The organism is Merdimonas faecis (assembly GCF_001754075.1).
In the GTDB taxonomy this organism is placed as follows: Bacteria; Bacillota; Clostridia; order Lachnospirales; family Lachnospiraceae; genus Merdimonas; species Merdimonas faecis.
In genome coordinates, this window is record NZ_MIEH01000020.1 from 1 (window position 1) to 25,617 (window position 25,617).

Annotated in this window: 24 protein-coding genes; 2 read left to right on the top strand and 22 right to left on the bottom strand. The window is 39.0% G+C overall.

What is annotated here, in order from left to right; translation table 11 throughout:
• Positions 1-136 precede the first annotated feature (136 nt).
• From BKD12_RS11865 to BKD12_RS16980, 4 genes are read right to left on the bottom strand one after another with little or no spacing between them, the layout of a single operon-like run.
• Entirely contained in the window at positions 137-2,275 is a 2,139-nt protein-coding gene (locus BKD12_RS11865) for a peptidase domain-containing ABC transporter (RefSeq protein WP_070089559.1), read from the bottom strand.
• Positions 2,276-2,279: 4 nt separating this feature from the next.
• Positions 2,280-2,957 carry an ABC transporter ATP-binding protein gene (locus BKD12_RS11870; RefSeq protein WP_070089560.1) on the bottom strand — a complete coding sequence of 226 codons (678 nt, stop codon included), beginning with the start codon at positions 2,955-2,957 and terminating at the stop codon, positions 2,280-2,282.
• 15 nt (positions 2,958-2,972) lie between these two features.
• Positions 2,973-5,540 carry an ABC transporter permease gene (locus BKD12_RS11875; protein WP_070089561.1) on the bottom strand — a complete coding sequence of 856 codons (2,568 nt, stop codon included), beginning with the start codon at positions 5,538-5,540 and terminating at the stop codon, positions 2,973-2,975.
• A 57-nt stretch (positions 5,541-5,597) separates the two neighbouring features.
• Entirely contained in the window at positions 5,598-5,738 is a 141-nt protein-coding gene (locus tag BKD12_RS16980; RefSeq protein ID WP_176730961.1) for a hypothetical protein, read from the bottom strand.
• Positions 5,739-6,261: 523 nt separating this feature from the next.
• Here BKD12_RS16980 and BKD12_RS11885 point away from each other — a divergent pair.
• Both BKD12_RS11885 and BKD12_RS11890 read left to right on the top strand, forming a co-directional pair.
• The gene (locus BKD12_RS11885) at positions 6,262-7,185 is read left to right on the top strand and encodes a DUF5688 family protein (protein ID WP_070089563.1); all 924 of its coding nucleotides are present in this window, start codon (positions 6,262-6,264) and stop codon (positions 7,183-7,185) included.
• 72 nt (positions 7,186-7,257) lie between these two features.
• Complete coding sequence (locus BKD12_RS11890; protein WP_070089564.1) at positions 7,258-7,728, top strand: LPD11 domain-containing protein; 471 nt, start codon at positions 7,258-7,260, stop codon at positions 7,726-7,728.
• Positions 7,729-7,829: 101 nt separating this feature from the next.
• Here BKD12_RS11890 and BKD12_RS11895 read toward each other — a convergent pair whose 3' ends face one another.
• From BKD12_RS11895 to BKD12_RS11980, 18 genes are all read right to left on the bottom strand, one after another.
• Positions 7,830-8,126 (bottom strand): hypothetical protein, encoded by a 297-nt coding sequence (locus tag BKD12_RS11895; protein WP_070089565.1) that lies wholly within the window; start codon positions 8,124-8,126, stop codon positions 7,830-7,832.
• Positions 8,127-8,138: 12 nt separating this feature from the next.
• Positions 8,139-8,363 (bottom strand): DUF5348 domain-containing protein, encoded by a 225-nt coding sequence (locus tag BKD12_RS11900; RefSeq protein WP_070089566.1) that lies wholly within the window; start codon positions 8,361-8,363, stop codon positions 8,139-8,141.
• A 64-nt stretch (positions 8,364-8,427) separates the two neighbouring features.
• On the bottom strand, positions 8,428-9,252 hold the full coding sequence (locus BKD12_RS11905; protein ID WP_242872765.1) for a tyrosine-type recombinase/integrase: 825 nt from the start codon (positions 9,250-9,252) through the stop codon (positions 8,428-8,430).
• A gap of 683 nt (positions 9,253-9,935) precedes the next feature.
• A complete protein-coding gene (locus BKD12_RS11910) occupies positions 9,936-11,189 on the bottom strand; it encodes a hypothetical protein (protein WP_070089568.1) in 1,254 nt (417 codons plus the stop codon).
• 55 nt (positions 11,190-11,244) lie between these two features.
• Positions 11,245-12,126, bottom strand: a complete 882-nt coding sequence (locus BKD12_RS11915; RefSeq protein ID WP_070089569.1) for an AbiH family protein — start codon at positions 12,124-12,126, stop codon at positions 11,245-11,247.
• A gap of 149 nt (positions 12,127-12,275) precedes the next feature.
• Entirely contained in the window at positions 12,276-12,464 is a 189-nt protein-coding gene (locus tag BKD12_RS11920) for a helix-turn-helix domain-containing protein (RefSeq protein ID WP_070089570.1), read from the bottom strand.
• Positions 12,465-12,467: 3 nt separating this feature from the next.
• Entirely contained in the window at positions 12,468-12,905 is a 438-nt protein-coding gene (locus tag BKD12_RS11925) for a sigma-70 RNA polymerase sigma factor region 4 domain-containing protein (RefSeq protein ID WP_083262946.1), read from the bottom strand.
• Positions 12,906-13,250: 345 nt separating this feature from the next.
• Positions 13,251-13,595: a hypothetical protein gene (locus BKD12_RS11930; RefSeq protein WP_070089572.1), complete on the bottom strand. Its 345-nt coding sequence runs from the start codon at positions 13,593-13,595 to the stop codon at positions 13,251-13,253.
• A 5-nt stretch (positions 13,596-13,600) separates the two neighbouring features.
• The gene (locus tag BKD12_RS11935) at positions 13,601-14,524 is read right to left on the bottom strand and encodes a ParM/StbA family protein (RefSeq protein ID WP_070089573.1); all 924 of its coding nucleotides are present in this window, start codon (positions 14,522-14,524) and stop codon (positions 13,601-13,603) included.
• A 64-nt stretch (positions 14,525-14,588) separates the two neighbouring features.
• Positions 14,589-15,020 (bottom strand): hypothetical protein, encoded by a 432-nt coding sequence (locus BKD12_RS11940; protein ID WP_070089574.1) that lies wholly within the window; start codon positions 15,018-15,020, stop codon positions 14,589-14,591.
• A 67-nt stretch (positions 15,021-15,087) separates the two neighbouring features.
• Positions 15,088-15,858 (bottom strand): class B sortase, encoded by a 771-nt coding sequence (srtB, locus tag BKD12_RS11945; RefSeq protein ID WP_094078757.1) that lies wholly within the window; start codon positions 15,856-15,858, stop codon positions 15,088-15,090.
• A complete protein-coding gene (locus BKD12_RS11950; protein ID WP_083262952.1) occupies positions 15,846-17,105 on the bottom strand; it encodes a hypothetical protein in 1,260 nt (419 codons plus the stop codon). The genes srtB and BKD12_RS11950 overlap by 13 nt, the downstream gene beginning before the upstream one ends.
• Positions 17,106-17,158: 53 nt before the next feature.
• Positions 17,159-17,953: a hypothetical protein gene (locus tag BKD12_RS11955; RefSeq protein WP_070089575.1), complete on the bottom strand. Its 795-nt coding sequence runs from the start codon at positions 17,951-17,953 to the stop codon at positions 17,159-17,161.
• Between the two features lie 79 nt (positions 17,954-18,032).
• Entirely contained in the window at positions 18,033-20,267 is a 2,235-nt protein-coding gene (gene recD2 / locus BKD12_RS11960; protein WP_070089576.1) for an SF1B family DNA helicase RecD2, read from the bottom strand.
• Positions 20,230-20,640, bottom strand: a complete 411-nt coding sequence (locus BKD12_RS11965; protein WP_070089577.1) for a DUF7768 domain-containing protein — start codon at positions 20,638-20,640, stop codon at positions 20,230-20,232. The genes recD2 and BKD12_RS11965 overlap by 38 nt, the downstream gene beginning before the upstream one ends.
• Entirely contained in the window at positions 20,640-21,677 is a 1,038-nt protein-coding gene (locus BKD12_RS11970) for a YqaJ viral recombinase family nuclease (RefSeq protein ID WP_242872766.1), read from the bottom strand. The genes BKD12_RS11965 and BKD12_RS11970 overlap by 1 nt, the downstream gene beginning before the upstream one ends.
• A gap of 11 nt (positions 21,678-21,688) precedes the next feature.
• Complete coding sequence (locus BKD12_RS11975) at positions 21,689-22,849, bottom strand: hypothetical protein (protein WP_070089578.1); 1,161 nt, start codon at positions 22,847-22,849, stop codon at positions 21,689-21,691.
• A 426-nt stretch (positions 22,850-23,275) separates the two neighbouring features.
• On the bottom strand, positions 23,276-25,459 hold the full coding sequence (locus tag BKD12_RS11980; RefSeq protein ID WP_242872767.1) for a KAP family P-loop NTPase fold protein: 2,184 nt from the start codon (positions 25,457-25,459) through the stop codon (positions 23,276-23,278).
• Positions 25,460-25,617 lie beyond the last annotated feature (158 nt).

Here is a 25,617-nt window from a genome sequence, read left to right on the forward strand (position 1 = left end):
ATTAATATTTGGCGCTTACGACTTTCCCACTAGAGTGCGTTGATGACACGAGAACTAATAAGGCTGGAAAACTGTTCCCAGTTTTCCAGCCAATACAATGAATAATGTCTCTATTTATATATAATCTCCGTTTTTACTATACCTCAAGTTCTCTTATTAATGAGTTCGCTGATCCTACTTCAACAATTTCTCCTGTATCAAAAACGAATACCTCATCGCACTTCCGAATAGTATGCAGTCTGTGTGCAATAAAAATGCAAGTGATATCTTGGCAATTTCTATATATCATATCAATAATTCCTTTTTCAGTAATAACATCTAAGTTGCTAGTTACTTCATCAAAAATTATTATATCTGGCTTTTGTAACAAAGCTCTAGCTATACCTATACGTTGACGTTCACCTGCGGATAAATTATGTGCATTTTCGGATAGAACTGTATACAAGCCATCTTCTTTCTTATTAATTATCTCTTCCAATTGACAATCATATATAATTTTTTCCAACTGCTCTTCAGAAATTTCGTTTCTTCCCAGAAGCAAATTATCTAAAATTGTTTTAGAAAACAAAAAAATGTCTTGCGGCACATATGCAATTTTTTTATGAAGACTATTAGAATCTATTTTATTTATATCTTCACCACAAATTAAAATTTCTCCTTCTTCTGTTTTTCGTAAACCTAATAATAAATTAACTAATGTAGTTTTACCACTTCCACTCTTTCCAACAAAAGCCACTTTGCTTCCTTTTTTTACTTTAATATTAATGTTTTTTAGTGTTTCATCAGAATAACCATATGAAAAAAACAAATTACTAATTTCTATGGCATTATCACTATATCTACTTATTTTTGTCTTTTCATGATCTGTGTCATTATTTTCATAAACAACATCATTTAACCTTTCTATAGATACAACAAATCTTTGGATCTTATCTTGAGTTTCTATTAAGCTCCTAACTGGAATTAGCATATTCTGCGCTAGTATAATCACCACTAGTAATTCACCAATTGTTACAAGACCTTTTAAACTAAAGAAAAATCCACACCAAAATATAACTATAATTCCTATAGCTTCTATTGATAAGGAAAGTCCCCTATTCAAAAATGCAATTTTTTCATTCTTATAATTAGAACTTACTAATTTTTCTATTTTTTCATTATTTTCTTGTTTAACAAATTTCTCTGCTGCAAATGATTTTATTGTAGTAAAACCATCAATGGTTTCTTTGAATATAGCTAATATGTCTCCATGATTTTGTGCTATTTCTCGATTAGTGCCATAAAACACTCTATTAAAACATACCACTTCCACAATATATACACTAATAATAATACAAGTAATCATAAATAATATAGGGCTCTTCGTTAGTATAATAATTCCTGACGTTATGGCAGTAATCAAATCTAAAATAATATTAACTATTGTTGTACATAAAGTTTCTTTTATATGTTCAATATCATTTAATCTTTCAAGCGCTTCTCCATTTTTCCGACTATCAAAGTATGACAACGGAACCTTTAGTAAATTTTCGAGAAAATCTTCAAGAAAATCCTTTTCCATATCACGAGAAAGCATAGCTGCTACAATTCCCCTAAATATATATATGCCCAGCCTTAAAATATAAAGTCCAATTACGATAGCAAAAATAGTATTGACTTCTTTCATCAGTTCAAAATTTGGATGTATCATAAAATGATCGATAATATGTTGAAACATAAGAGTGCTTAATATTGTAATTCCAGTGATCAATAAAGACATACCTAAAATTTTCAAAAATTCTTTCCTATATTTTTGTAGTAATAAGAAATAATTACGATAAGTCCCTTTTTTTAAATTCCCTTCTTTAAAACGAGATGTTAATGTAAAAGAGATAAAATAACCCGTCCAGATTTTAGCAAATGAATCTAATTTCATTTTTACATTACCTCTATCCGGATCAAACAGCCATACAAATTTTGTATTTATCTTCTTTATAACCATAAAGTGATAAAAATCATCTTTTATTGTATGTACGATGAGTGGTACCGAGATTTCCTTTGTCTCATTTATATTGTAAAGTAACTCTTTTATCTCTCCTTGAAATGCATCTGCAGCTATTCCCAGGATATCTGCAGCCTTACATATCCCGTAAATACTAGAGCCGTTCATGTTCACTTTTTCTAATTCTCGAATAAGAGATAACGGGACTTTTAACCCATAAAAGCTACACACTGTGGCCAAGCATGCAACTCCACAATCTTTTGTGTCATGTTGATAAATTCCGTGAAATCTCATTTTCTCACCTCTTTATGTCCTTAATAATTCTCCCATCTTCAATATAAATAATTCGCTTGCTATTATTTGCAATTTTTTTATCATGAGTAATTAATAAAATTGTTTGTCCATATGCCTCATTTAACTCTCTAAAGAGTTTTATAATTTCAAGACTGTTTTTCTGATCCAAATTTCCAGTTGGTTCGTCAGCTAAAATTAATTTAGGCTGACTAATAAGTGCACGGCCAATTGCTACTCTTTGTTGCTGCCCTCCCGATAATTCATTTGGCAAATGATCCGCTCTCTCTTCCAACCCAAGTATTTCCAACAGTTCCTGTAATCTTCCTCTATCTACTTTCTTATGATCTAAAAGTAACGGAAGACTAATATTTTCTTTTACATCCAGCACGGGAATAAGGTTATAAAATTGATAAATCTGCCCAATCTCCCGTCTGCGGAATATTGTCAAATCATGATTTTTCATTTTGTAAATCGAATGTCCGCCTATAAAAACCTGTCCCTGTGTTGGTTTGTCTACCCCACCAATTAGATGAAGAAGTGTAGACTTTCCAGATCCAGAAGGGCCTAAAATTGTAACAAACTCTCCTTTCTCTACAGAAAAAGACACTCTATTTAATGCGATTACTTTATTTTCTCCATAGCCATATTCCTTTGTTAATTCCTCTGTTCTTAACACTTCCATCTTATTCCCTCCTTCCTATATATTCTCATCCCTAATAGAGTCTATAATATTCAAATTTTTTAACTGAGACATAGCACAAACTACAGGTACAAAAATCAAGAGGATTGCAATTACAATTTGTACCGGAATCATATCCCATGGCATTTTCCATACGATTGCATATGTTAGCCTAAAACTGAGGTATACCTGATGCAAAACAATAAAACTAATTGGTATGCCTAATAAGCATCCACTTAGTCCATATATAGCAGTCTCTAAAACTAACATGTTTCTCAATGTGTTCCGGGACATTCCTATAGACTGATAAGCAGAAAACTCTTTTCTTCGCATCCGCATTGCTGTAGAAATATTTTGAAAAATATTTGTCAAAGATAAGATTGTGATAAACAATACCAAACCATATCCAAGGATTAACTGAAGAAATTTTTCCGAATGAAAATATTGATTTCTTTGCCAAAGCAACCGGCTGTTAAAAGAGAATGTATCATTTTCTGGCAATTTCATTCCATCCGCAGTCATCCGATCATAATCAGATGGTTCTCCCGGTGTCAGTCCTACTTCCTTAGCAATCTGTTTAATTTTCTCCCCCATATTCTCATCTTCTTCAATTTGGGAAGCTTCTCCTTTCCCATGTAATATTTCGTTTAGTAGTGTATCGCCATCACTCTTTCCCGATTTCTCAATATCAAATTTTAAATACGTTGCAATGCTTTTGTGACTTTCATAATTAAAAGCATAGGTATCTGTCGGATGTTCTCCATATGTTTCACTATAAGCAGGATCTTCTAATAATTTTTCAAAATCACTCATAGTCATATAAATATGGCAAATACCTAATGTTCTTTCTTGATATCCATCTATATCATCTTGCATGCCGGAAAAATAAGGATATGGTGGAACTATTTCTGTTGTTCCGATTACCTTGAAATTCCCCTTCCTTATCTCATCAAGTTCTCCAGACATCCCCCCTGTATAAGACTCCATATCTCCATATCTACTATAATAAAAAGAAAATTCGCTGCCTGGCTGTAAATCCAGTATACTTCGTTGATCCACACCTTGCGGTGTCTTGACTTCTTCATAATCCTCTATAAGCACAGAATATGACTGTTCTGAATGTTGTGGGATTTCATAACCTGCGGTTCTCACATAATTTTGAAAAGTATAATCATCCAGGCCAACAATCACTGTACGCAGGTAATATCCCTCTATCCATTTTCCTGAATGCATATCCTTAACCTTCTTAATCTGTGATAAGTCTTCATTCCATGAGAATCCCGTTACATCTGATATCTTAAATTCCTCCAAATCCTTCTGAATTTGCTCGGGTTCTAATAATATCCCACCCAAATCTAGATTCCTTTCTAATGAAACCGCTGTTATCTCTGGAAGCTCTTTTACCTCTTGATATAACTTCTCAATCTTGTCATTATCCATCGTATACAATTCTGTCCACAGTTGCAATTCCTCCCGTTTACGGTCATCTTTTGGATAATAGTCCCCGTTTAATCCACGCATAACAGCCATTCCATCTAAAATCATACAAAACGTGAGAATTATTAATATTCCAGTAGAAATATAATTTTTCCGGCGTATCCAAACATTTTTTGCTGCCATCATTCCCACTGTCCCTAATACCTTGTGGCTTCTAAGTAAATTGGTCTTCTGACGTATTTTTACTCCTATGCTATAAGGGCGTACTATAAGCTCCAAGCTGGAAGCATTAACTGCTTTCCACGCCGGGAAAAAACAAGCAAAAAAAATCATGAGAAATCCGAGTATAACAAGCAAAATAATTTCTTTTGGCGTCACAATAGCCGTAAGTGAGCTATCAAAAAACAAAAGCTTCTGTAATCCAAGGACAATCAATTTTATCAAAACTATGCCTATCCCAATCCCAACAGGAATACCTATTATTCCTTCTAGAGCACCTTCCCAATAAACTACACTTGCTTTTTGAAGTCTAGTAGCACCAATACTGCCAAGTGTCCCCAAGTATTTTAACTTTTCGAAAGTGGAAATTGCATAGGCATTGTAAATCAATACACTTCCCATAAGCATCACAAGAATAAGGATTAAATTTATGAGTGACCCTACGCCAAATTTGCCTATCTGATTAATCCCATAATATTGCAAAAGTTCCATATGGTATGAAACATTATATTTTCCAATCTCACGATATGGTAATTCAATCCATTCATTTTTTGGAAGCTGTTTCATCTTAATTTTTTTTGCTATATCCTGAGTAGCAGAAAATATACGCCAATTAACCTTTTTCATCTCTACTTCAGCGCATGTGTTATTATTGGTCCCGTGGCTGTTACACTCTCCTAATTGTATATGCCTAATTCTCTTATCGTTGCTTAAGCGCATATACTGTTCTTGATCCAACTCATGAAAAATCACGTGGTAACTTCCTTGCTCATCTCCAATATTACTTCTAAGCATGCCTAACAAAGTATTTGAAAAGAAATAAATTGTACTAAGGACAGTTAATGTACACACTATTCCAAGTATTGTAGCCTTTGTACGTCTTCGGTTTTTCTTCATATATTGCACTGTCAATTTATAAATAATACTCATATATTACCCCCATAGTAAAAAAACCATGGCATTTAGCCATGGTTTTCAGCTCATCCATTATGACCAATGTACATTATGAAGTCCCCAATAATGCATAACCATTACGTCATGAAAGTCAGTGGAAAAGCTGCAGTACTGACACTTATATCTCTTTCCACCTACCACTTTTTTCGCTTCTTCTTTTGAAATTTTTTTCATAATTGACGCCTCCTTTCTTTTTTTATTCCGATATTTGTTAATAAAATAATACATCATTTTCTCATTTTTCGCAACAATTTTATTTATTTTATATTGCAATATCATGTTTTCACCTTAAAATATCACACTTTTTCTCTATCACACTTTTTATTTTCAAAATGTATAATCCCCTTTCTTTCTCTAATCTCTGAAATCCTTCATCTCTCTTCCTCCTTTCACATATCAAAATGGAATATTTAGTATAATAGCATTTGACCAAAACTATATATAGTGGTATACTTATTTTGTAACATATATCTTGTGTCTATCCGGGATGGATGATCACACGCTGTTTAGGTTTGTAATTAGTCAGAGGGATTTCTGCCGTTATGGCAGCTCCTTCTGACTTTTTTATTTTGCATGAATATTTGCACGCAGTCTGAGAATGAAGCATATCGTCATTCTCTTTTTTTATGTCCAAACCGGAACAGAGGATTGTTTTACCAATTCTACGGATAGATGCCATAACAGAAAGGAGAAACCAATGACCTACAAAGAATTTGAATTAGAAATGCAACGCCGGATCCAGAGCATGATCGGATCTAGAGTTACTGTCACACCGCAAATATCAGTAAAGAACAATCAGACCTTCCAACATGGTCTTCTGTTTCGGGAAACACCCGAAAATCCGGGAATATCCATTTCACCTATAGTTTATCTGGATGACTTTTATTGCGATTATCTGGAGGGAACTTCTTTGGAAGAAATTGAGGAGAAACTGCTGAAAGCTTACGGAATTGCTCTGGAAAGTAGTGCAATCTCGCTCGAATACTCAACTTGCTTTGATAGAAGCAAAGGAAACATCGTTTACCGGCTGATCAATCGAGATATAAATAAGGAAATGTTGCAAAACATGCCTCACGTTCCTTATCTCGATCTTGCTATCGTTTTCTATTGCATACTGAAGTTTACTGACGATCTTATGGCCTGTTTTCCTATTATGAATGAACACTTGGAACAATGGAATCTTCAGGTAGAGGATCTTCAAAAGTATACACAGCAAAATACTCCCAGAGAACTTCCCTACTCTTTTCAAACAGTTCAAACAGTCCTTTCTGAATCGGGAGAGTTTGACCCCTCTTTGTTTCCGGAAAATCCAGCGACACAGCTTTGGGTTCTGACAAATCAATTTCGGCAACACGGTGCTGCGTGTATTCTCTATGACCATGTTTTAGCTGAGATCGGAAAAACACTTGGCGAAGATTACTATGTCATCCCAAGCAGTATCCATGAAGTATTGATCATAAGAAGCAGCCAGACCGAGGATGTCTTTGAACTTAGCAATGTCATAAAGGAGGTTAATGCAACGGCTCTTTTAAAAGCCGATATTCTCTCCTCACATCCTTACTTCTACAATTGCACCACCAATACATTAACATCTGTTGACTTAACAGACGAAGGAATGTAAAACATGAGTCAAGCGAAACATCTTAGACATCTAGACGGTTCCTTTTTCCGTTCAGAAAGGGGTGACGAAGCTATGGAAGAAAGAAAACACACCATTTTAACTTTAAAGTTTATCGGCATCGATGATTTCGCCTGTCCGACCTATCAGGATCAGTACGGGCGTTTTTGGAAGGATCAGAATCTGGGGAAGTCTGAAAATCCAGACTTATACTCTGTTACGGTCAATGACCCGGATGGGGAACCACTATCCCCCATCCAGCAGGAGCATACTTTTGATCCAAAGCCATTCCGAAGAAGCCTGTATGAGTTTCAATATATGATGTTAGGCCGGCTGCAGAGCGACTGTGAGTATTATCTCGGATATGGACGCCGGAGCCTTTCCATTTTATCCGGGAAGGATCCAAGGCATCATATTAATCGTATGAAAGAATTATGGCAGGAGTTCCCTGAAGACGAAAAGCCGGAATGGTTGACCTGGGAACAGCTACTGGAATATGAAAAAGAAATGTGTATAAATCCTCCTGTCTCAGAAAAATCTTGCTAACAAAAATTTTCTTATCTGACATTTTTAACGTAGAATAAAGCAATCGCAATCATCAAAAGTGAAATGAGGTACGGTCATTCCTGTACCTCATTTCTTTTCAATCATCCTTTTATGCTTGTCCCTTTTCTCTTCAAAGCACTATTTGCATCTTTTATAAATTGATCCTTTCCACCTCTCTTCAGATACAGACGCCACAAATCTTTATGAATTTTCTCAGCACTCTTACCTGCAGCCTGATTCTCCAGCATCTTAACAAACGGATAAACCATGGTCCCTTTAATTTTTCCGGACTGTGTAACACTCTCCTCTTCCATCTGATACACTTCATAAAGACATTCCAGAATTGCCCCTGTATCTGTTACCTTTTTTATTTCTGGTTTCACCCACTCCTTCTTCATTTATATTTCCTCCTATATACGAACGCTCAATCCATCCAGTTTCGTCTCTGGAAATCCAACTAAGTACCACTGACCGTCCATATTTATTTCAATCCGGACCGGCACCCAGACTTCTTTGACCTTAACTTCGAAACACTCTCCACAATGCAGTCCCCCATAGTAAAACTCTACTCCAAAACAAATATCATATCTTCCATCCTCCTTGTTAAAGAACAAATTTCCTTCCCGTTTTTCCATTCCATCTTCCTCCTAACATCGTTCTATATGATAGAAACCAGATTGTACAGTATTTTGGAATATTTTATAGCCGGTTCGCCTTTTCCTTCATCTCTCTTCTACTCGTATTTGTATACAGCAGAGTAGTCCGTTCACTTGAATGACCAGCCTGATTTGCCACTTCCGGAATACTGTACCCGCATTTAAGAGCATGTGAGCAAAAGAAGTGTCTGAGTTTATGAGGCGTAATTCGATCTGAACACTGTCTAAAGAAACGGTTCACACTACTCCGATGCAACTTTCCACCTTTTCTGCTGACAAACAGGTATTCACTTTGAGATTTTCGTTCCTTCAGATAATCGCGAACTGCATGGATGATCTTATCATTAATAAATACAATCCGCTGCTTGTTTCCTTTTCCTATCACACGTAGTTCCCGTGCTTGAAAGTCAATATCCGTCAAAAGAATATTAACACTTTCACTAACCCGCAGGCCAGCATATGCCAAAAGTGTCGCAATCGCATAGTTTCGTTTCCCGGTCTCTACAAGTACTTCTTGAAGAAATTCATCCACTTCCTGCTTTTCAATATCCGCCGGGCTCGCAATCATCTGTTGAAACTTCAGTCTATCCTTTGCTGTTATTACCTGTTCTTCTTGGATTCCATTCTCAATCAGGAACTCATTATAGGAAGAAAGTGCTGACAGTTTTGCGTCAATGGAATTGTATTTCAATCTCTTTATATTCTCGAGATAGGAACGGTAGTCCAAAATATTAACATGATAAAGTTGAAGCATTTCTTGTCCATAGGATTCTTCATACCATAGAATGTATCCTCTAACATGCCCCAGATAAGTTTGGATTGTATTCTCTGCTTTTCCCCTCTCTTCCAGATATTCCTGAAATTCCATTAGCGAAATCATCCGTTTCCCTCCTCAATGCAATTATGTTGCGTTCATTTCCCGGTAGTTGGTGTGAAATTATGTTGCGTTCACACGGTGTTTTCCGGTGTTTTTACCGTTCTAACACAACATAATTGCTATTATGTTGCGTAAAGAAAAATCCCTTTTGGGATCCTCCCTTGCATTACTTCCTACATATAATAAATACGTCTCTGAATTAGAGAACGCAAAAAAGACAGCGGATCGTCTCCGCTGTCTTCAGTGTGTACAACCATTCAAACCTCAATTGATTTACTATACTACTAGAATACTGGTATATAAAAAATTAAAGAAATTAACAAGTTCCAAAATTCATATAATTATACTTAGACTACCTCCCACGAACATAATACCTAATTCAGTAGACTTGAATTCATCTGTCAGTTGCTCTCTTGACTCCCCTTTTTAGAACAATCATCGAGTAAAGTTAAAAACTGGTTTTCATAGCTATCCTTACAGTTAAAAGAGTCGCTCATTATAGAATTATCTGAGGCAACAGAATAGTATTCTACGAAAGACGTATAGAAAATATATCCAAATGTAAGCCTTCTCATTTTTCATTTTACCTTTTTTCTTTCACTCTGATCACTTTCAGTATCCGCTTGAATAAATATACAACGCCTCATAAGTCGGGAACTCAGCAACATCAGTAATCAGTTGAATTTTATATATATACCATCTACCGTTTCTTGAATTTGTACGTTAATTCCTTGATTGCGTAACGAATTCAACAGCCTGTTTTCATAAGAAAGTTGTCCACATTTTCGTAACCCCACTATTATTTTTTTACAAAATTGTTCGCTTCTTAATTTCCTTATCAGATAGTCCTTAGAATATGCACTCTTTGAATGGTATTCAAAAATTTGTTCTAGATTTTCGGCTTCCAGCTCTGTATTACTCATTTCGCTAAATGCTAACAAAAGATTTAGTGTTGAGATTTGTATCTCTACATCATAATTTCTTTGTTCTTGAGAAGCCATCGGAGTATTACTCAAAGACCATAGATCATAATTTTCTTCTTCCTCATGTTGTCTTTCAATAATTGCTTGATGTACCATTACTGCATACGCTTCAAATTCTTCTTCAGAAATTTCTCGATAAGTGTTTTCGAGACCTATATTAACACAAAATTTTCTATGTCCTTTTATTATATCTAAGACTTTAGAAAACTCTCTATTACTAATATTATATTTCCTTTTTACTTCTTCTCTTATTTCGATAAACTGATCCTCACCCCATTTCTCATACTTAGGAAGTGATCGCGAAACATTCTCAATATCTTCCCTCGATAAGTTCTTTGTAAAAGTATGCAACTGATATTCTCTTATACAATTTTCGAGAAAATCTATCATTTTATCCAATTTTCCCATAATATCATTGAACTGCTCTCCAAATGTGTTAATACAAATATGGGATATTTTATTATGAATCATATGAGGAACTTCATGTACATCTTTCTCATATTTAAAAGCATCCCCATCTTTATCAAAATAATAAAATTCAACCAATGGTTCTATTCCCTTATAACAACTAGGAAGTCTCCGATCTACTTTTGCTAAACTTTCAACCATTTCAAACAATGTTTTAATATCATGACAATGTATTTTCTTTTTTTCTTCTTTTATAATTTCATCTGACTTTACAATTCCTTTTAACTTTTGCAATTCCCACAGTTGTTCAATAATAATTTTTAAAGCCAATTCAAAACTATGCCTAGCATTATAAACAAGTGGATATACTAATGTATCTTCCGTTTCATTGTAATTACTTGACAGTTCAATTAATATATTAGCAGTTCTTTGAAATCCACTTTTTATAACTTCATTATCTGTTCCACCATTATCCCCAACACAAGCTATTATTGGATCATTTTCTTGAAACTCAAATGGATTAGCGTATTCTTTCATAAACATTATGCCTCCCTAATTATAAACAATTTTTCTCACTCCATCTTAATCCTCTTTACCACTTAATGAAATTTATTTGCACTTTGGAATTCTCACTATCGCATATGCTCTGAAATCTTTCCTTCGCACCTTCATCACGCCAAAAGAAATCTATTTTTTCTGCACGCCTTACAATTTCTTCTACATATATGTAATCTTGTTCTCCACATGCCAGTCCCAGAAATACAACCTTATCACACTGATTTATATGTTCAAAAAAAGATCTATTACATTCTAAAACAGATTTACTATCCTTATAATATAATTTTGCTGCCTTTAACAATACATTATCTACTTCTTCCATTGACTTTGTGCTTCTATAATCTGAATCTTCATTCCACTCTACATTATACAAATCCGGTTCTTGATAATCGTTATGCCCGATTATTAGATCTTCACCAACTTTTCCATGTATATGCAATATATTTGCCCTATCAAGCGAATAGTTTTTTTCAATAGTTTCTGTATAGTTAAATGTCAATATAAAATCCTCTTTGTCTGGCATAAAATAAGCATCTTGATTTATATTTACATCAATATCGTTAATCCAATTGGTGAACTCTTGTTTTAAAATATCGATATATTGTGTGTAATAGCCGACATTCCAAGCCGGGCTATCAAAAAAGTCTGCTCTTTCATCATCAGTTTCAGCATTACTCAATGCTTCTTCATATATTTCATCCCTGTCTAAGTGGCAAAATACTACAAGCATGTCCTCCAAACTGTTCCATTCCTCAATATCCTCTGGTGCATTCGGCATATTATATCTAGAAAATAAATCATCTATTCTTCCTACAACATCAGGGTTTACTGCAGCTAGATATTTTTTAAATACTCTATAACTTGTTTGAAGCCCATAATGTAGATCAAATCCATTGCCAATAACATAGAATACCATTTAGTCATATCCCTTCTACTTTTTCTTTATATGTATATTATATGTATTTTATATCAAATAAACAAAGAAAAATAGCAGTCTCTACACTCATATTGTTTAATAATGAAAGGAGTGCAAAACACAGCACTCCTTTCGACTCTCCACTTTACTTAGCCAATAAATCGGAATTTTTTAATGCAATAGAGAAGTACTCGATTCAACTCCTGATAAAGATCTTCATCAAAAACTCCCTCCACAATCGCATGTTTAATCAAAAGTGGTTTATACATCTCTACGATTTTGGCTTTTGCCTCCGGATCCCCCTCCTGCGCCTGCTGTAAAATCATCTCAAAACTCAATTTCTATTCACCTCTCATTCGATAACGGATCTTCTTGATCGCATAGTAATAACGGTTCACCAATTTTTTCTGAGGAATTCCCAGCTCCTCGCTCATTTCCTCAAAAGACTTTTCCTGGAACACATGCCTGAAAATAATATCTCGCTCCTCCTTCTTCAATAACTGTATTGCCCGAACCAAGTGATCGTTTGACAGTTCATTCCAGTCCGGATAACTTCCTTGCATTTCTGCCTCCAGCAGCCTTTCTCTCTCTCTAACCGTATAATAATCGTCAAAGAGCCCAACTGGTTCAAATTCCATATCATCCTCTAAATAATTTTCCATGCTCTCACGGTAATGCTTTTTGGCCAAGTACTTTTTTCTCGCCCCGCCAAGACTCTTTACAACATATCCCGTAAACATATTCTGGATTTTATTCTTATATGTATCTTGATTATCCATGTTTGTCCTCCGTAATCCATATCTTTCGTTCCTTTCATTACGATTGATTTGCGGAACGGAGGACCGCGACTACTTTCGCCAATTTTCGACAAAAAAATACCGAGCCAGCATATTGCCGGCTCGGTTTCTTCTTCATCTGTTTGTGTTTCTTCTATATATAATGCGTATTTAAAAATTGATTCTTTACGCTTGGCCGAATCAATTTTTTCGGATAATCACTTTTCTCTCCACACCTAGAGAATGTACCTCCCCAAGATTACTTCTTCCAAATATAATACCATACTATTTTCATATATAATATATGTAGTGGTAGAAGCACTGAGCAACTACCCCTACTTTCCATATTCACCGACGAAACGCCGCCATATTTCTCAACACACTCTTGGCCAGTTCCGGATCCTTTTCCACATACTCTGACACATCGACCACAGTTTCTTTTGAAACGGTTTCCTCTTTTTGTTTTTCTGAGTACTCTTCCTTTAGGATTTGTCGGATTATCTGACGAAGATCTGCCGGATCCACTTCTCCAGCTTGCAGCGATTCCCCCTCATAGGCCAGAATCGCTCTTGCAATATAGTCCGCTTTTTCACCTTTGCCAAGTTGATTCAAAATCTGTGCCACCCGGACATGATCTTCTTTTTTCTGGTTAAAGCCAATGGTAAAGAAATATGGATTTTTCTTCTCTGCCATAACAATCACGCTTCCTGCTGATACAGATAGTCATATCCTTTTGCGTTTGCATGAATATCCTCGATAAACAAATACCGGTTTAACATCCCGGTCTTTTCTATCAGTGGTTTCAGCAGGATCGAGCCGCCTCCTAAGAAAATCAAAAAGGTGGATTTCGGATCAATCCCGCGCTCCCGCAGACTGGAAAGAATATCTGTTACATAAGCCTGTGCTTCCTGAAGGACCGTTTGAACAATCTTACCATCATAGAATTCTATCTTTCCCCGAATAATACTGTCGATATCCGTTTCTTCCAGAAGCAGATCATAATCTGCACGTAACCTTGCAATCACATGGTTATACAGGCTGATTACGCCGGTTTCCATAGAATCGCAAAACTCCATATCAACATCACCGGTACGAAACATCAGGTAATCTGTTGTAAATCCTCCGATATCTACACCTACGGCTCTTGGATACTGCCGGATCATCTGGAACTGCAGCATGATGGCTGCATAGTCCTGTGGAAACGCCCGGACATCTTCAATCAAGATATTATAATCCTGCTGATTATAGTTGAAATGAATCATCTCCCCGTTTCCCCGGAAGTATTTCTCGTATTTCTCATACAATTCCGCAAAGTGTTTGGGTGGAATCCCAATCGGAAGCTGCACTTGTATAATATCTCCTTTTTCTACATTCCTATTCCTTTCCAACTCTTTGGCAATTCCCATCAGTGTCAATGCATAAAAGCGAACATCTTTTGTCTTGTCACGCTGGTATGGCATCCGCCGGTTACTCGGCAGATAATATCTCCCATCATATTCAAGATACGTGGTCCCTCTCCCCGGCATAATGTCACTGACGGCGATTCCTGTTGTGAATACCGTGTTTACAGTCTTTATATTCCGATTTCCGAGGTCGATAGCAATTCTTGCGCGTTTAATCATAGCAACATCTCTCCTTTTCTCTGTTTACTTAATATATACGTACAAAACACATAAGCGCAAAATCCTACGCGGCAAATTTTTGATATTCCTTTGGAAATATCGCCCTTGCTTCCTCCGGAAGAATCCGCACAAATAATTCCATGTATCTTTCACCCGCCTCCTGTTTTAACGGCGCTTGCAGAGAGGTCATACTCCACACAAGCAGTTCCTCTTCCTCCGTATCGTATTTTGACCCGATCCTGAAGCGGTTCCCATCAAACTCCGGATGCGGCGGCTTTTTGATTTCAGTTAGTTCCCCTTTGGTACGAGCTTCCACGATCATTTCCACTTTCTTTTCAAAAAAAGCAAGAATCACCTTATCCATCATTCCACGTTTCTGATAGGCGCTCGCTCTGGCATAGATCTGCTGCAGCACATGAAGCCGGACTTCAAAAAGTGAATCATTTTCCCGCAACAACAGGGTTGCCAGTGCTTCTGCATATTTAAACTCCAACATAATTTCCCTCCATTCTCTAGAAAAGCCCGTATGGGGTTACCCATACCGACTCATTTCCTTTCCTCTTTTATGGATTGACTTGTTCCTGTTCCAGGACCCCATGCACCAAAAACCGTTTGTATCTGCTGGTGTTGGTACAGGTAGACAGCGTCACGATCCGATCTTCCGGCCCCACCTGGGTTCCCGTATCATACACGGAATTTCTCAGCATTTCATCAAGGAATGACTTAAATTCTTCCTCTTTGGAAAACAGATAGGTATAGGCCACGCTATCGGTATATCCCTCATATGCAGATAAAATGCGATAGATAAACACTTTATCCGGCAGATAAAGATAAAAATACGGCTGACTCTCATACGTAGATCTTTCCAGATATCCGTCCAGCTTTCCAAACATACTGTCATCCCGCATGTTATGACCATAGATAATCGTATTCTGATCCGACAGATCCGGGTGGTTCTGGCAATCCATGAAAACACTTCCGCCCGTTCCATAGGCACCAGATGCCAGATGGGAAAGATAATACGCATTATCTTCTTTTTGGAGAACCGGATAGCTGATTCCCACTCCGGGAATATCAATCCATCCGATCACATCCGGGTTGGCGGCTTTCAATCCAGCAAAATCAATCTGCAAGAACTGGTATCCATTCTCGCTTGTCCGTTCCTCCTCCGGAAGTTGCGGATGATCCACAAACTCTTCCTTCATCTCATTATAAGTGTCCTGGCTGTCTTGGTAGTTCTGGTAAGCTTCCAACAGCTGCATGACTACCAAGATAAGAATACCGGCCGCAACCACCATCAGGATCAGCGCAGCCTTTTTTTTCAGTCGTTCCATAAACCGCTCCTTTCTTCTCTTAACGCAGCATAATAATCATCAATCCCTTTTTCTGTCCCATTCCACTCCCCTTTCTCATCCAGGCTCCATACCATTCGATGACAGGGCAGGGAGAGCTCATTACAGATCCGGTAAAGCTGCATACAGCCTCTTTGAATATTGTCCCTTTTTACTTTCAGACGTTGGCACCGGATCTCTGATACCTGTATGCGAATTTGTCCGGGGAGGGAACGATATCCTTTATAGGATTCACATTCCGCTTGATTCTTACAGGTGCGGCAGGCTTCTGGAACTACTGCGCAGCGGATCAACTTATCCATATCATAGGCTTCATTTACACAGACCAGGCCTTGCTGCTTCAATGCCTCCAAAGCCTCCGGCAGTTTCTTATACTGCATGACGCCCGCAACACATAGAAAGGTTTTCCCCGTCAGATAATGTGCGATCGTTCCCTTCAGAGGCCCTTCTGTCACATACACTTCGGGGGCCGGCCTTCCGATCATATGAAGTGGGCTTCCCGACGAAGTCCCCTTCCTTCTGCCGCCACTGGAAAACCAAACGTATTTCCGGTCATCGACCACATGATCCGTGCGGATCTGCATCCCTTGTATCTTCCCATCAAAGGTTCTGACCGGAATCAAAAACCCAGAATTTCTCCTATGGAAATTGATCGTCCACTCACCGTTTTTATCCTGATAAAATCCAGGTACTCCTTCCACTACACATTTCATTTCCTGCAATGTACCGGCCAGCTTTTTGACTCCAAAAACCGGCGTGCTTCGATACCCTTCTCTCTTGATCTGCTCCTCTGTCAATCCACGGGCAAGCAGATCCTCCCTGTGTTTTTGTGAAAGAGTTAAGTGTGAGAGCAGCACGGAATAGGTATGATGGATTTCCTCTTCGGAAGCTCTGATGCTTTCTGGAACAACACTGTTTGCGTCTTCTGATCCCGGCACTTTCGCACGTTCCACAGATTCCTCAAAACTCAGCTTCTGACAGATCTCGTCATATGCCTCTTTTGCTGTCAGATGGTAGTAACTGGCATACAGATCTACCATCCCTCCGCCAGCGCCACACTTCACGCATCCGTATACATTTTTCACATAATTGATATTCATCTTCCCTTTGCCGCCGCAGAAAATACAGTTAAAATCACTGTTTCCCGAATGAATCCGTACCGGTTGAAGTCCCATCAACCTCTGAACATCACCAATGCGGAAAGGGAAATCTTCAATCGGGTGTCTCATAACCCTCCCTTTCTGCGGCTCCAGGCCGGGGAGCCGCATATAAACTACTCCTTTTATGCCGCTTGCTGAAGCAGAACTTGTGCCGCCGCACGCAGTAGATTATTAGGTCCTTTATAGCTCTTGATATACCATTCCAGAGAAGCTGGGTTCTCTATCGCAAGCTGTCCCATCGTCTTACCGCTGTTGACACCGTTTCCAGGAATCACAACCGCCTTCGCCTGTTCAAAATTCAAGCTGCGCAGCAATTCTGCTACGGATGCTCTCGGATCAAGCATCGGCATATTCGGTTCTCTCTGGCTGTTTCCCCTTGCCTCTAATCCAGGATTTCCTGCGCCATTCGCATAGGGCATTGTTCCGGGCATATTGGGCATAGGCACTGCCTGGCCATTCCCTGGATATCCTTGTGGCAGTGGGATGCCAGCGTCCACTTGATTTGGGTCGTTTTCCTCGCTTTCCACGAATTGAATTCCATAACCTGCGTCGGCCAAGGCGCGGCCCGTTGCGGCGGTCTCAGCCGTCTCTAAAAATTTATTTCCAAACTGAGGGTCATCGGTCCGGAATTTCTGAGACAGCGCAGAAGCAATATATCCTTCCTCTGGATCGTCTTTATCCAGATAGATTTTTGCTTCCACGACTGCCATATTCTCCTGAAGAGATAAAATTTTCTTTGAAATCTTTCCTCTTGGATTACAGAGCCGAAACCAAAGTTTTCTGAACTTTACGTCCAGATAGAGCTGTGGTTCCTGCCCATCGTTTTGGATGAGCCGCGCAAGTTCCATCGGATCAAATCCATCCACTCGGTTTAAATCAGCGACCGCCTTTGAGCGGTTAAATAATGGTTCACTCATCTTGTCACTTCTCCTTTCACACAGAAGAGCAGACCATCTCTCATGAAATAGAATCCGCTCTTCCTCTGTTTTCTGGAAATTAAATTGCCAGTTCTAATTGCTCATACTTAGCTTTCTGCCCAGCTCCAGTCGCCAAGCGGTATTCTTCCACAATCCGCTTTGCCAGCAGGGTATTTCTTTTTCCACGATTATCTGCCCGGATTGCCTGGTAGATGGCCGGTCGTTCTCCGATAATGATCAATTTTTCCTTTGCCCTGGTAACTGCCGTATATAAGATTGGACGTTTCAGCATGGTATAAAACCCTTTGAGCCAGGGAAGAATCACTATGGGATACTCAGACCCCTGCGATTTATGGACGGTCGTGGCATAAGAAAGTTCTACTTCCTCCATCTGCTCTGAGGAATAAATCAGTTCCCGATTCTCAGAGAATAGAAGCTTCGCCTTTTTCTCGCCTTCTTCGTCCTTGTAAAATTTTAAAATTTTCCCGCTGTCCCCGTTGCTTACCTCATTCCGGTTTTTTGTCTGAAGAATCTTATCTCCTTCCCGAAATTTTTTTCCAGCTACGGTCATCGTCCGCCTCTGGCTATCTGACGGATTCACAACTTCGCGAAGCACTTGATTCAATTCATTGACACTGGCCGCACCACGTTTCCGATAGGGTGTCAATACCTGGACATCCTCCACGGTTCTTCCCTGCAGCTCCTGCCGGAAAACTTTCTCCACCAGGCTTGCTGCCTCTTCCGAGCCATGGCAGTCCAAGATCTGGAAATCCTCTCCTTCCACGAGTGCTCCACTGTTGTTCTTAATCCGTTGTGCGTTTTCATAAATTCGGATATGCTCAGCCTGCCGATAGACCAGATCCAGCACCGTCACCGGGATTAGCCCGCAATCAATCAGCTCACGAAATACCTCACCTGGTCCCACACTAGGGAGCTGGTCTGCATCTCCGGTACACAGGATCCGCACGCCTTTCACCAGATGCCGGAAGAACTCAAAAACAAGCCGCATATCCACCATGGAAAACTCATCCACGCATACGAAGCCTGCTTCCAGATATTCAAAATCTTCCGCACACTCATCGGCGCCGGTTAAGCCAAGGGCTGTATGCATCGTAGAGGCCTCTGTCTGGCCGGTGCTTTCCGCCATCCTTCTCGCCGCACGCCCCGTAGGTGCCATCAGGCACACTGGATCGCTGCAAAGTTTTTTGTAAATATACAGGATGACCTTCAGTACCGTGGTCTTTCCGGTTCCAGGGCCGCCGGTAATGATGGCGACTGGATGGGCAAACGCCATCCGGACTGCTTTGGCCTGGGCAGTTGACAACTGAATCCCAAGGACCTGCTGTGCCTCTTTTAGTTCCTGCTCCACATTGTAGACAGGAACAGCATCCAGCAGATGATCGACTAACATTTTTGCAGTCTTTCGCTCCATTTGATAGAATCCGTATCCATAAATCCGACTGCCTTCCACAACAATATCCTGCTGCAATGATAAACGGTACAGAACACTTTGTATCTGCCGTTCTGTAACCGCCTGATATGAAAGTCCCCGATTCAGAAGTTCCAAGGCCTGTGTAAATAGCACCTGCTGGTACATAAACAAATCCCCTTGACCGGATGCCTCCTGCAGCAAATGGGAAATACATCCCGCTATGCGGATTGGATCATCCAAAGCACCGTTTAATTTCCGTGCAATCTCGTCGACCGTAAGGAATCCAAAGCCTTTGACCGCACAGAGTTGATAGGGCCGCCGCCGGATAATCTCCGTTGCATTGGAACCAAATTCCAAAAGAATCTTCTTTATTTTTTTCGGTGTAACTTGAAAAGGCGCCAAAAAAGTCATAAGTTCCCGAAATGTCTGGTTCCTTCCGTAGGACTCCTTGATCTCCTCCAATTTCTTTTCTGTAATTCCTCGGATCGCCAGCAACTTCTCCGGATTCTGTTCCATAATCTCCAGCGTCTCCAGCCCAAAACGGTCAAAGATTGCCTGTGCAGTCTTTTCCCCAATTCCCCGGATCACGCCGGATGACAAATAACCTATGATACCTTCCTTGGTCCGCTTTACCACTTCCATGTGTGTTTCCACCAAAAACTGTGTCCCATATTTGGGATGGTTGACCCAGTGTCCTGTCATCTCATAAGTCAGGTTTTTCGTCAACGGGAGGTCATTGCCTACTGCTGTAATGATATATCCGTTGCCTGCAGGCTTTTTCTGTGCCTCGCTTGGAAGAGACGGATCCGCAGTCCAATAAGTGGCTATCGTATAGCCACCCTCCTCACTCTGATAAATTTTCGACTGATACCTGCATTTCATTTAATTGCCTCCAATCATTAATAGCGACCAGAATATGCTTCTCTCCTGGAAGATAACGGAAAACAGCAATATGCTCTTGAAACGCCTTTTTAATTTCCGCTTCCATTCCCTTGCTGATCCGCGTCCCGCATATGATAAGCACCTGACAGATTGTCAACAATTCTATTGCGAAAGAAAGGGCAAGAGCCCTTTCCTCTGGATCATGGTCATCTAGCAGTTCCGGCAGATACGCATGCGGTGCATAGGTCTGATAGCCAAACACGTTCCGGATTTCCTTCATGCACGCTCTTGCATATTGCATGTTCTTTTCTACTTCCAGATCCGTTTCTGCAGACAAAGGGGAGCAGATATATGCTCGTACTCCTTGTTCCATTAAGCTGCCTCCTTTTTTACCCGGAAAGTGCGGCTGACGGATTCAGACACTACATCCGCATACGCCTCCGGATACAAATTTTCCAATTTTACGATATTTTCTTTATTCACCGTCTTTCTGCTGGTTGGATTATAAGTAATTCTGTATCTGTCGTTTCCAGATAACAGAACCGCCGAACAATTCTTCCCCATTTTCTCCACAAAGGGGATGCTCAAGCTTTTTTGTTCCTGTTCAATCTTTTTCCTCATTGCATCCAGACGGGATTTTCTTTCCGCCAACTGAAGATACCGTTCAATCAGGGCTTTATCCGCTTCATCCAGATTGATCGGCGGAAGCGTTTTATCCGGGGTCCCCGCATAACGGCGGATACTCTCCAGCACAAGGTCCGGCCTTTCTTCGTAAGGCGGCTCATTTCTTGCTTCCACCTGGTCTATCCAGAAATTCTTTTCCTCCTGGATTAGCTGTTCTTCCAGCTCATAATCTCTGTCAATCCTGCGGATAAAGAACTCTGAATCGTTATTCCCGTACAAGCAGGCTATGTAGGCGACATCACAATTCTTTATCGCCATATAATGCCGGCACTGCCACTCATAGTTAATCGGAACCTGATTGTCCTTCCACTTGAACTGACTGTTATAATTGCAGGTCTTACATTCCAGAATCCCTTTTGTTCCATCTGGAAAAACAATCACAAAATCCAGGTCCGCAATCATAAAAGGATAAAAGGGATGGCTGTACATATTCTTGTCCTCATATACTTCCAATCCCGTTTTCCTTGCAAAGATCATGGCAACCAGTTCCTCTAATCGATTTCCGACCTGCTTTGCCACCCAGTTGTCTTCTTCTGGATCGATCTTGATTGGATTCTTGCCAATCTTATCGTAATAAAGATCTCTCTTGGTTGCCCAAGGTGATACCCCCATGACGATAGACGCTTCACTGCCTCCGATTCCGCGCCGCCGGTCATTCAGCCATTCCTCCCTTGTCATATTTTCTGTGCTCTTTATAATGTTTGGTTCGTAGCTTAAATTCAACATATACATCCTCCTTATTTCCACGCAACCGTTCCGGATACATCAAATTCGCTCCAGTCACACTGGATGACACGCATCAATTTTTCTTCCAGTTTCAAAAGCTGTGTATTGTCTTTTCCCCGGCAAGCGGCAAAAAAGAGCAGTTCATTCAGTCCGTAATAAATTTCATGGGCATTGGTTGGACCCTCCCCATTCTGAGCCACAAAAAGCTCGACCGCGTTGCTTCCGATTTTCTTCCCAAGCTGATATCTATTGATGATTCCAATCATCGTGTTTACCGGATGCTCAATTGGAATCTCCAATAATTTCTGCATAGATAGAATCGCCTTTTGATAACGCGGATAGATCTGTTTCAACTGTTCCCGGAACTTCCCTATATCCGCATTTCCTGCATGGGGAAGCCGGATTGGATATCCCAGGTTGATTCCCTGCGGCCCGTTATCACACAATAACATCTGATGGATGGTAACACTTTTTGCAGCCACGTCAGATGTAGAAAGCTGCAGGGCCGGCGCATAGACTCTCCGTTTAATCCCATACGTATCTAAAGCATTTTGATAATCCTGTATCAGCTCCGGATTCCCGGATAATTCCCAGATTGCAGATACGGAAGAGTGATCATAGGTTCCAGAACTTTCCACGTAATGCACTCCCGGATACTGAGAATGAAGATAGAAGATCGTCTCCTGGAATAGTTCTTCTATATCCAGAATCTTATATTCCGTTTCATCCCCGCCATGTACCGCAGACACTTTTCCATCTGACAGTTTGATCAATGCCAATCCTTTGGTACACTTCAAGCAGGCATTAATGATTTCTGCATATTTCTCATGTCCGACTCTCTTCAGTCCATCACCCCTAATACCTGCACGCGATAAAATGGTATGCATAGCACAATCCCTGACTGGAAGGAACTCTCCTGGATAAGTGGAATCCGGTACTTTTAGCATCAACTTTGTGTTTTTTCTCGTATCCGCTAAAACTTCATCATACGCAGGTAAGCCCTTGTATGCTACCTGAACCCTTTCATCCTCCATTGGAACCAGCTCCAATTCATTTGTAGGCCTCCTCAGCCACTCTCTGTTCTGACTTCTACGGCGTAAAAACGTCATCATGTCTCCCTGTCTTGCAAAACTGGTAAAGTACCTGTCTGCAATTACATTTTTGTCTCCCATGTTGCTTTCCACCTTTCTTAAATTAATTTATTCATCAACGGCTCAAAAGCCGTTTCTGACAATAAAAAAAGAATGGAATAACGCTATCGTTCTCTCCATTCTTTCGGTGTGGCACATCTGCCAACAAAAAATGCCATAGTCCGCCTTTTGAGCAGTCTATGGCACTACTTACAATCATAAACAACTTATGCTGGATGGCAAAACTACCGCCACCTTTATCGTTTGGGATTCATATCTATCCCAAAACTTCCCCCTCTTTCTTGGGGTACACATAATGAATAATACAATTGTATATTAACACAATATATAGTGTGCGTCAACTTATCTAATACTGTATTTTGTATTATTCAATAGTGTTCATCATAATCTTACTTAAAAAAATGTGAATGTTTACGTTTTTCAGTGTTATTGAAAATCACCTCGATTTTATTTACTCCATGGATTATCTTCGATTAATTTACTTAGCTCCTTTTTAATTTCTTCCTCATAAATCTCATTTTCCGCACTATCTTCTGTTTTATTTTCAACCGAAAGCAAAAACGCCACTACATCCATCTGATCAGAAGCTTGAAGTTCTAAAAACTGTTTTGTCAAGACAAAGTCTTTAATACGCGGATATGCTTCTTCTATATCAATAAATTCTTCAAATCTTTTTTTATTCAATTCCCATATTCTTCTAACTGTAAAACTTGCTTGCGTTCCATGTTCTATTGAATAAGAAATAATTTTTACCAATGAGATATCTTGCGTAATAAGCAGTTTTTTCTTACTTTCAAACAATTCAGGGTCTAACTGTTGTAATAAAGACAAGAAATTTAGTCCCCTTTCTTTACGTAAGGCGCTCCCTGATTCTATAGCTTCTAGTGCACGCCTTTTAAAAATATTTTCTAATTTTTCAACTTCTTCACGAGAACATATCTGTTTTGATTCACTCGGGGTCCTTTCAGTAAAACGACCACATTTCGTTTCGAAGTCACGAAGTAATAAAGCAAGAGTAGAGGCATCTACTTCTTCATCCTCAAAAATTGATTCAATAAATAAAAACCGAACATCTGGATTAATTACATCTAATAACAGATCGACACAATTTAGGTATCTCCAAGCAAATGGTACAGAAAACATCCCTGTATCATCCACTTTAAATGAACTCCACTGTTGCGAAAGACACCGAATTAGTAATATTGCTCTTTCCGATGTTATAGTGCTATTACTCTTTTTGACCGCATGAGCCTGTATTTCATCCAAAAGACGTTCAATTTTCCCTTCTTTGTATAATTTCAAAACACCTTCTTTCAATTCTTCTTCTTTGCAATGATAAATCAGATTTTCTACAATAGACGTCGGAATTGCAGCATCTTCTAGCCTTAAAGAAAAATATCTATCAAAACACTCAAGAGCCGCAATATTGTTATTAATAATAAAACTTTTATCTACATAGTGTCTCCCTATACCGTAAAAAGAATTAACAACGACTCTAGTTCTGGGGAACAATATTCCAAGAATATTCTTAGCAGCATCTACGTTTGAAATTGTTCCATCCCCAGGAACAAGCATCTCTATAGTTTGCTTCACTTTTTCTTCATCTTGTTTCTGTGATTCATATGAATATCTCAGGTTATTACCACATAAGTTTTCTTTATAATAGGGAAGTTTTGAATAAAGCATTGGTTCAAATACCTGTAAACATGTAAGACCAAGTAAATCAACAGGATCTGTTTCATCCTGTAGTAATTTGTATTTTAAAGAAAACACATTCGAATATCGAATAACATCGCGGATAGATTGTACATATTCTTTAATTCCAAATTGAAACAGGTTGGACCATATAGCTGTATCCCATTTTTCATCTGGAATATCCCCTAATATCGCATTAAGCTTTGAGAAAAGCGCATTATGAAAATCCGTCATGATTGGAGCAGGTATTTCAAAAGGAACCTGAATAACCTTTTCCAAATATTCTTTACCATCACCATGCTGAATTTCCTCTAACGCTTTAACTACGACCTCGTAATCAAAAGCAAGAACATAAACTGTATTAGGAAAATCTCCTAACGATTTAACCAACTGAAAAGCAGCAATGATTTCCTCATTTGAAAGCCTATCGATATCGTCAATCGAAACTATAATTTTAATATTTTCTTCTCTTAGTTTATTTGCAATCTGATTTTTAATATTTTGTAAATCACCACGTTCCTCATTGTGTTTTCTAGCCTTTTTAGACAACAACTTTCCTACCGCCGCCATTGCGCTACCCACATATGGAATTATGTTTACGGCTTCAATAAGTTCCGCATAGCCATCTATAAGTCTACAAAGCTTATCGAAATTACTTCCCTGCATTTTCAGTATAGTTCCCATTTGCTTAAAAAATTGAACAATAAGCTGTTTGGGGTCGGAACATAACCATGGATTAAATCTGAAAACTATTGTTTTGTTATCAATTTTCTCTATATTTTCAAACACCATATTAAGCAGCGAGGTTTTTCCACTTCCCCATTTCCCATAAAGTCCTAAGACAAACGAATAAGATGATATAGGATCTTTTATCAAAACCTGAGCAAGCATTTCTGCAAAAGTTCTCCTATTCAGCATATCATCTTCGGATTTCATTATGGGAAGATCTGGATTGAGCATTATTTTCACCTCTATTTTTTATATATAGTATAAATTCTACAACATGTAGTATAACACAGAAATATAGAATGTGATGTCGAAATTTCTGTATGAGTATAGCCATTATTTTTTCCATAAAAAAACATCTTACAGAT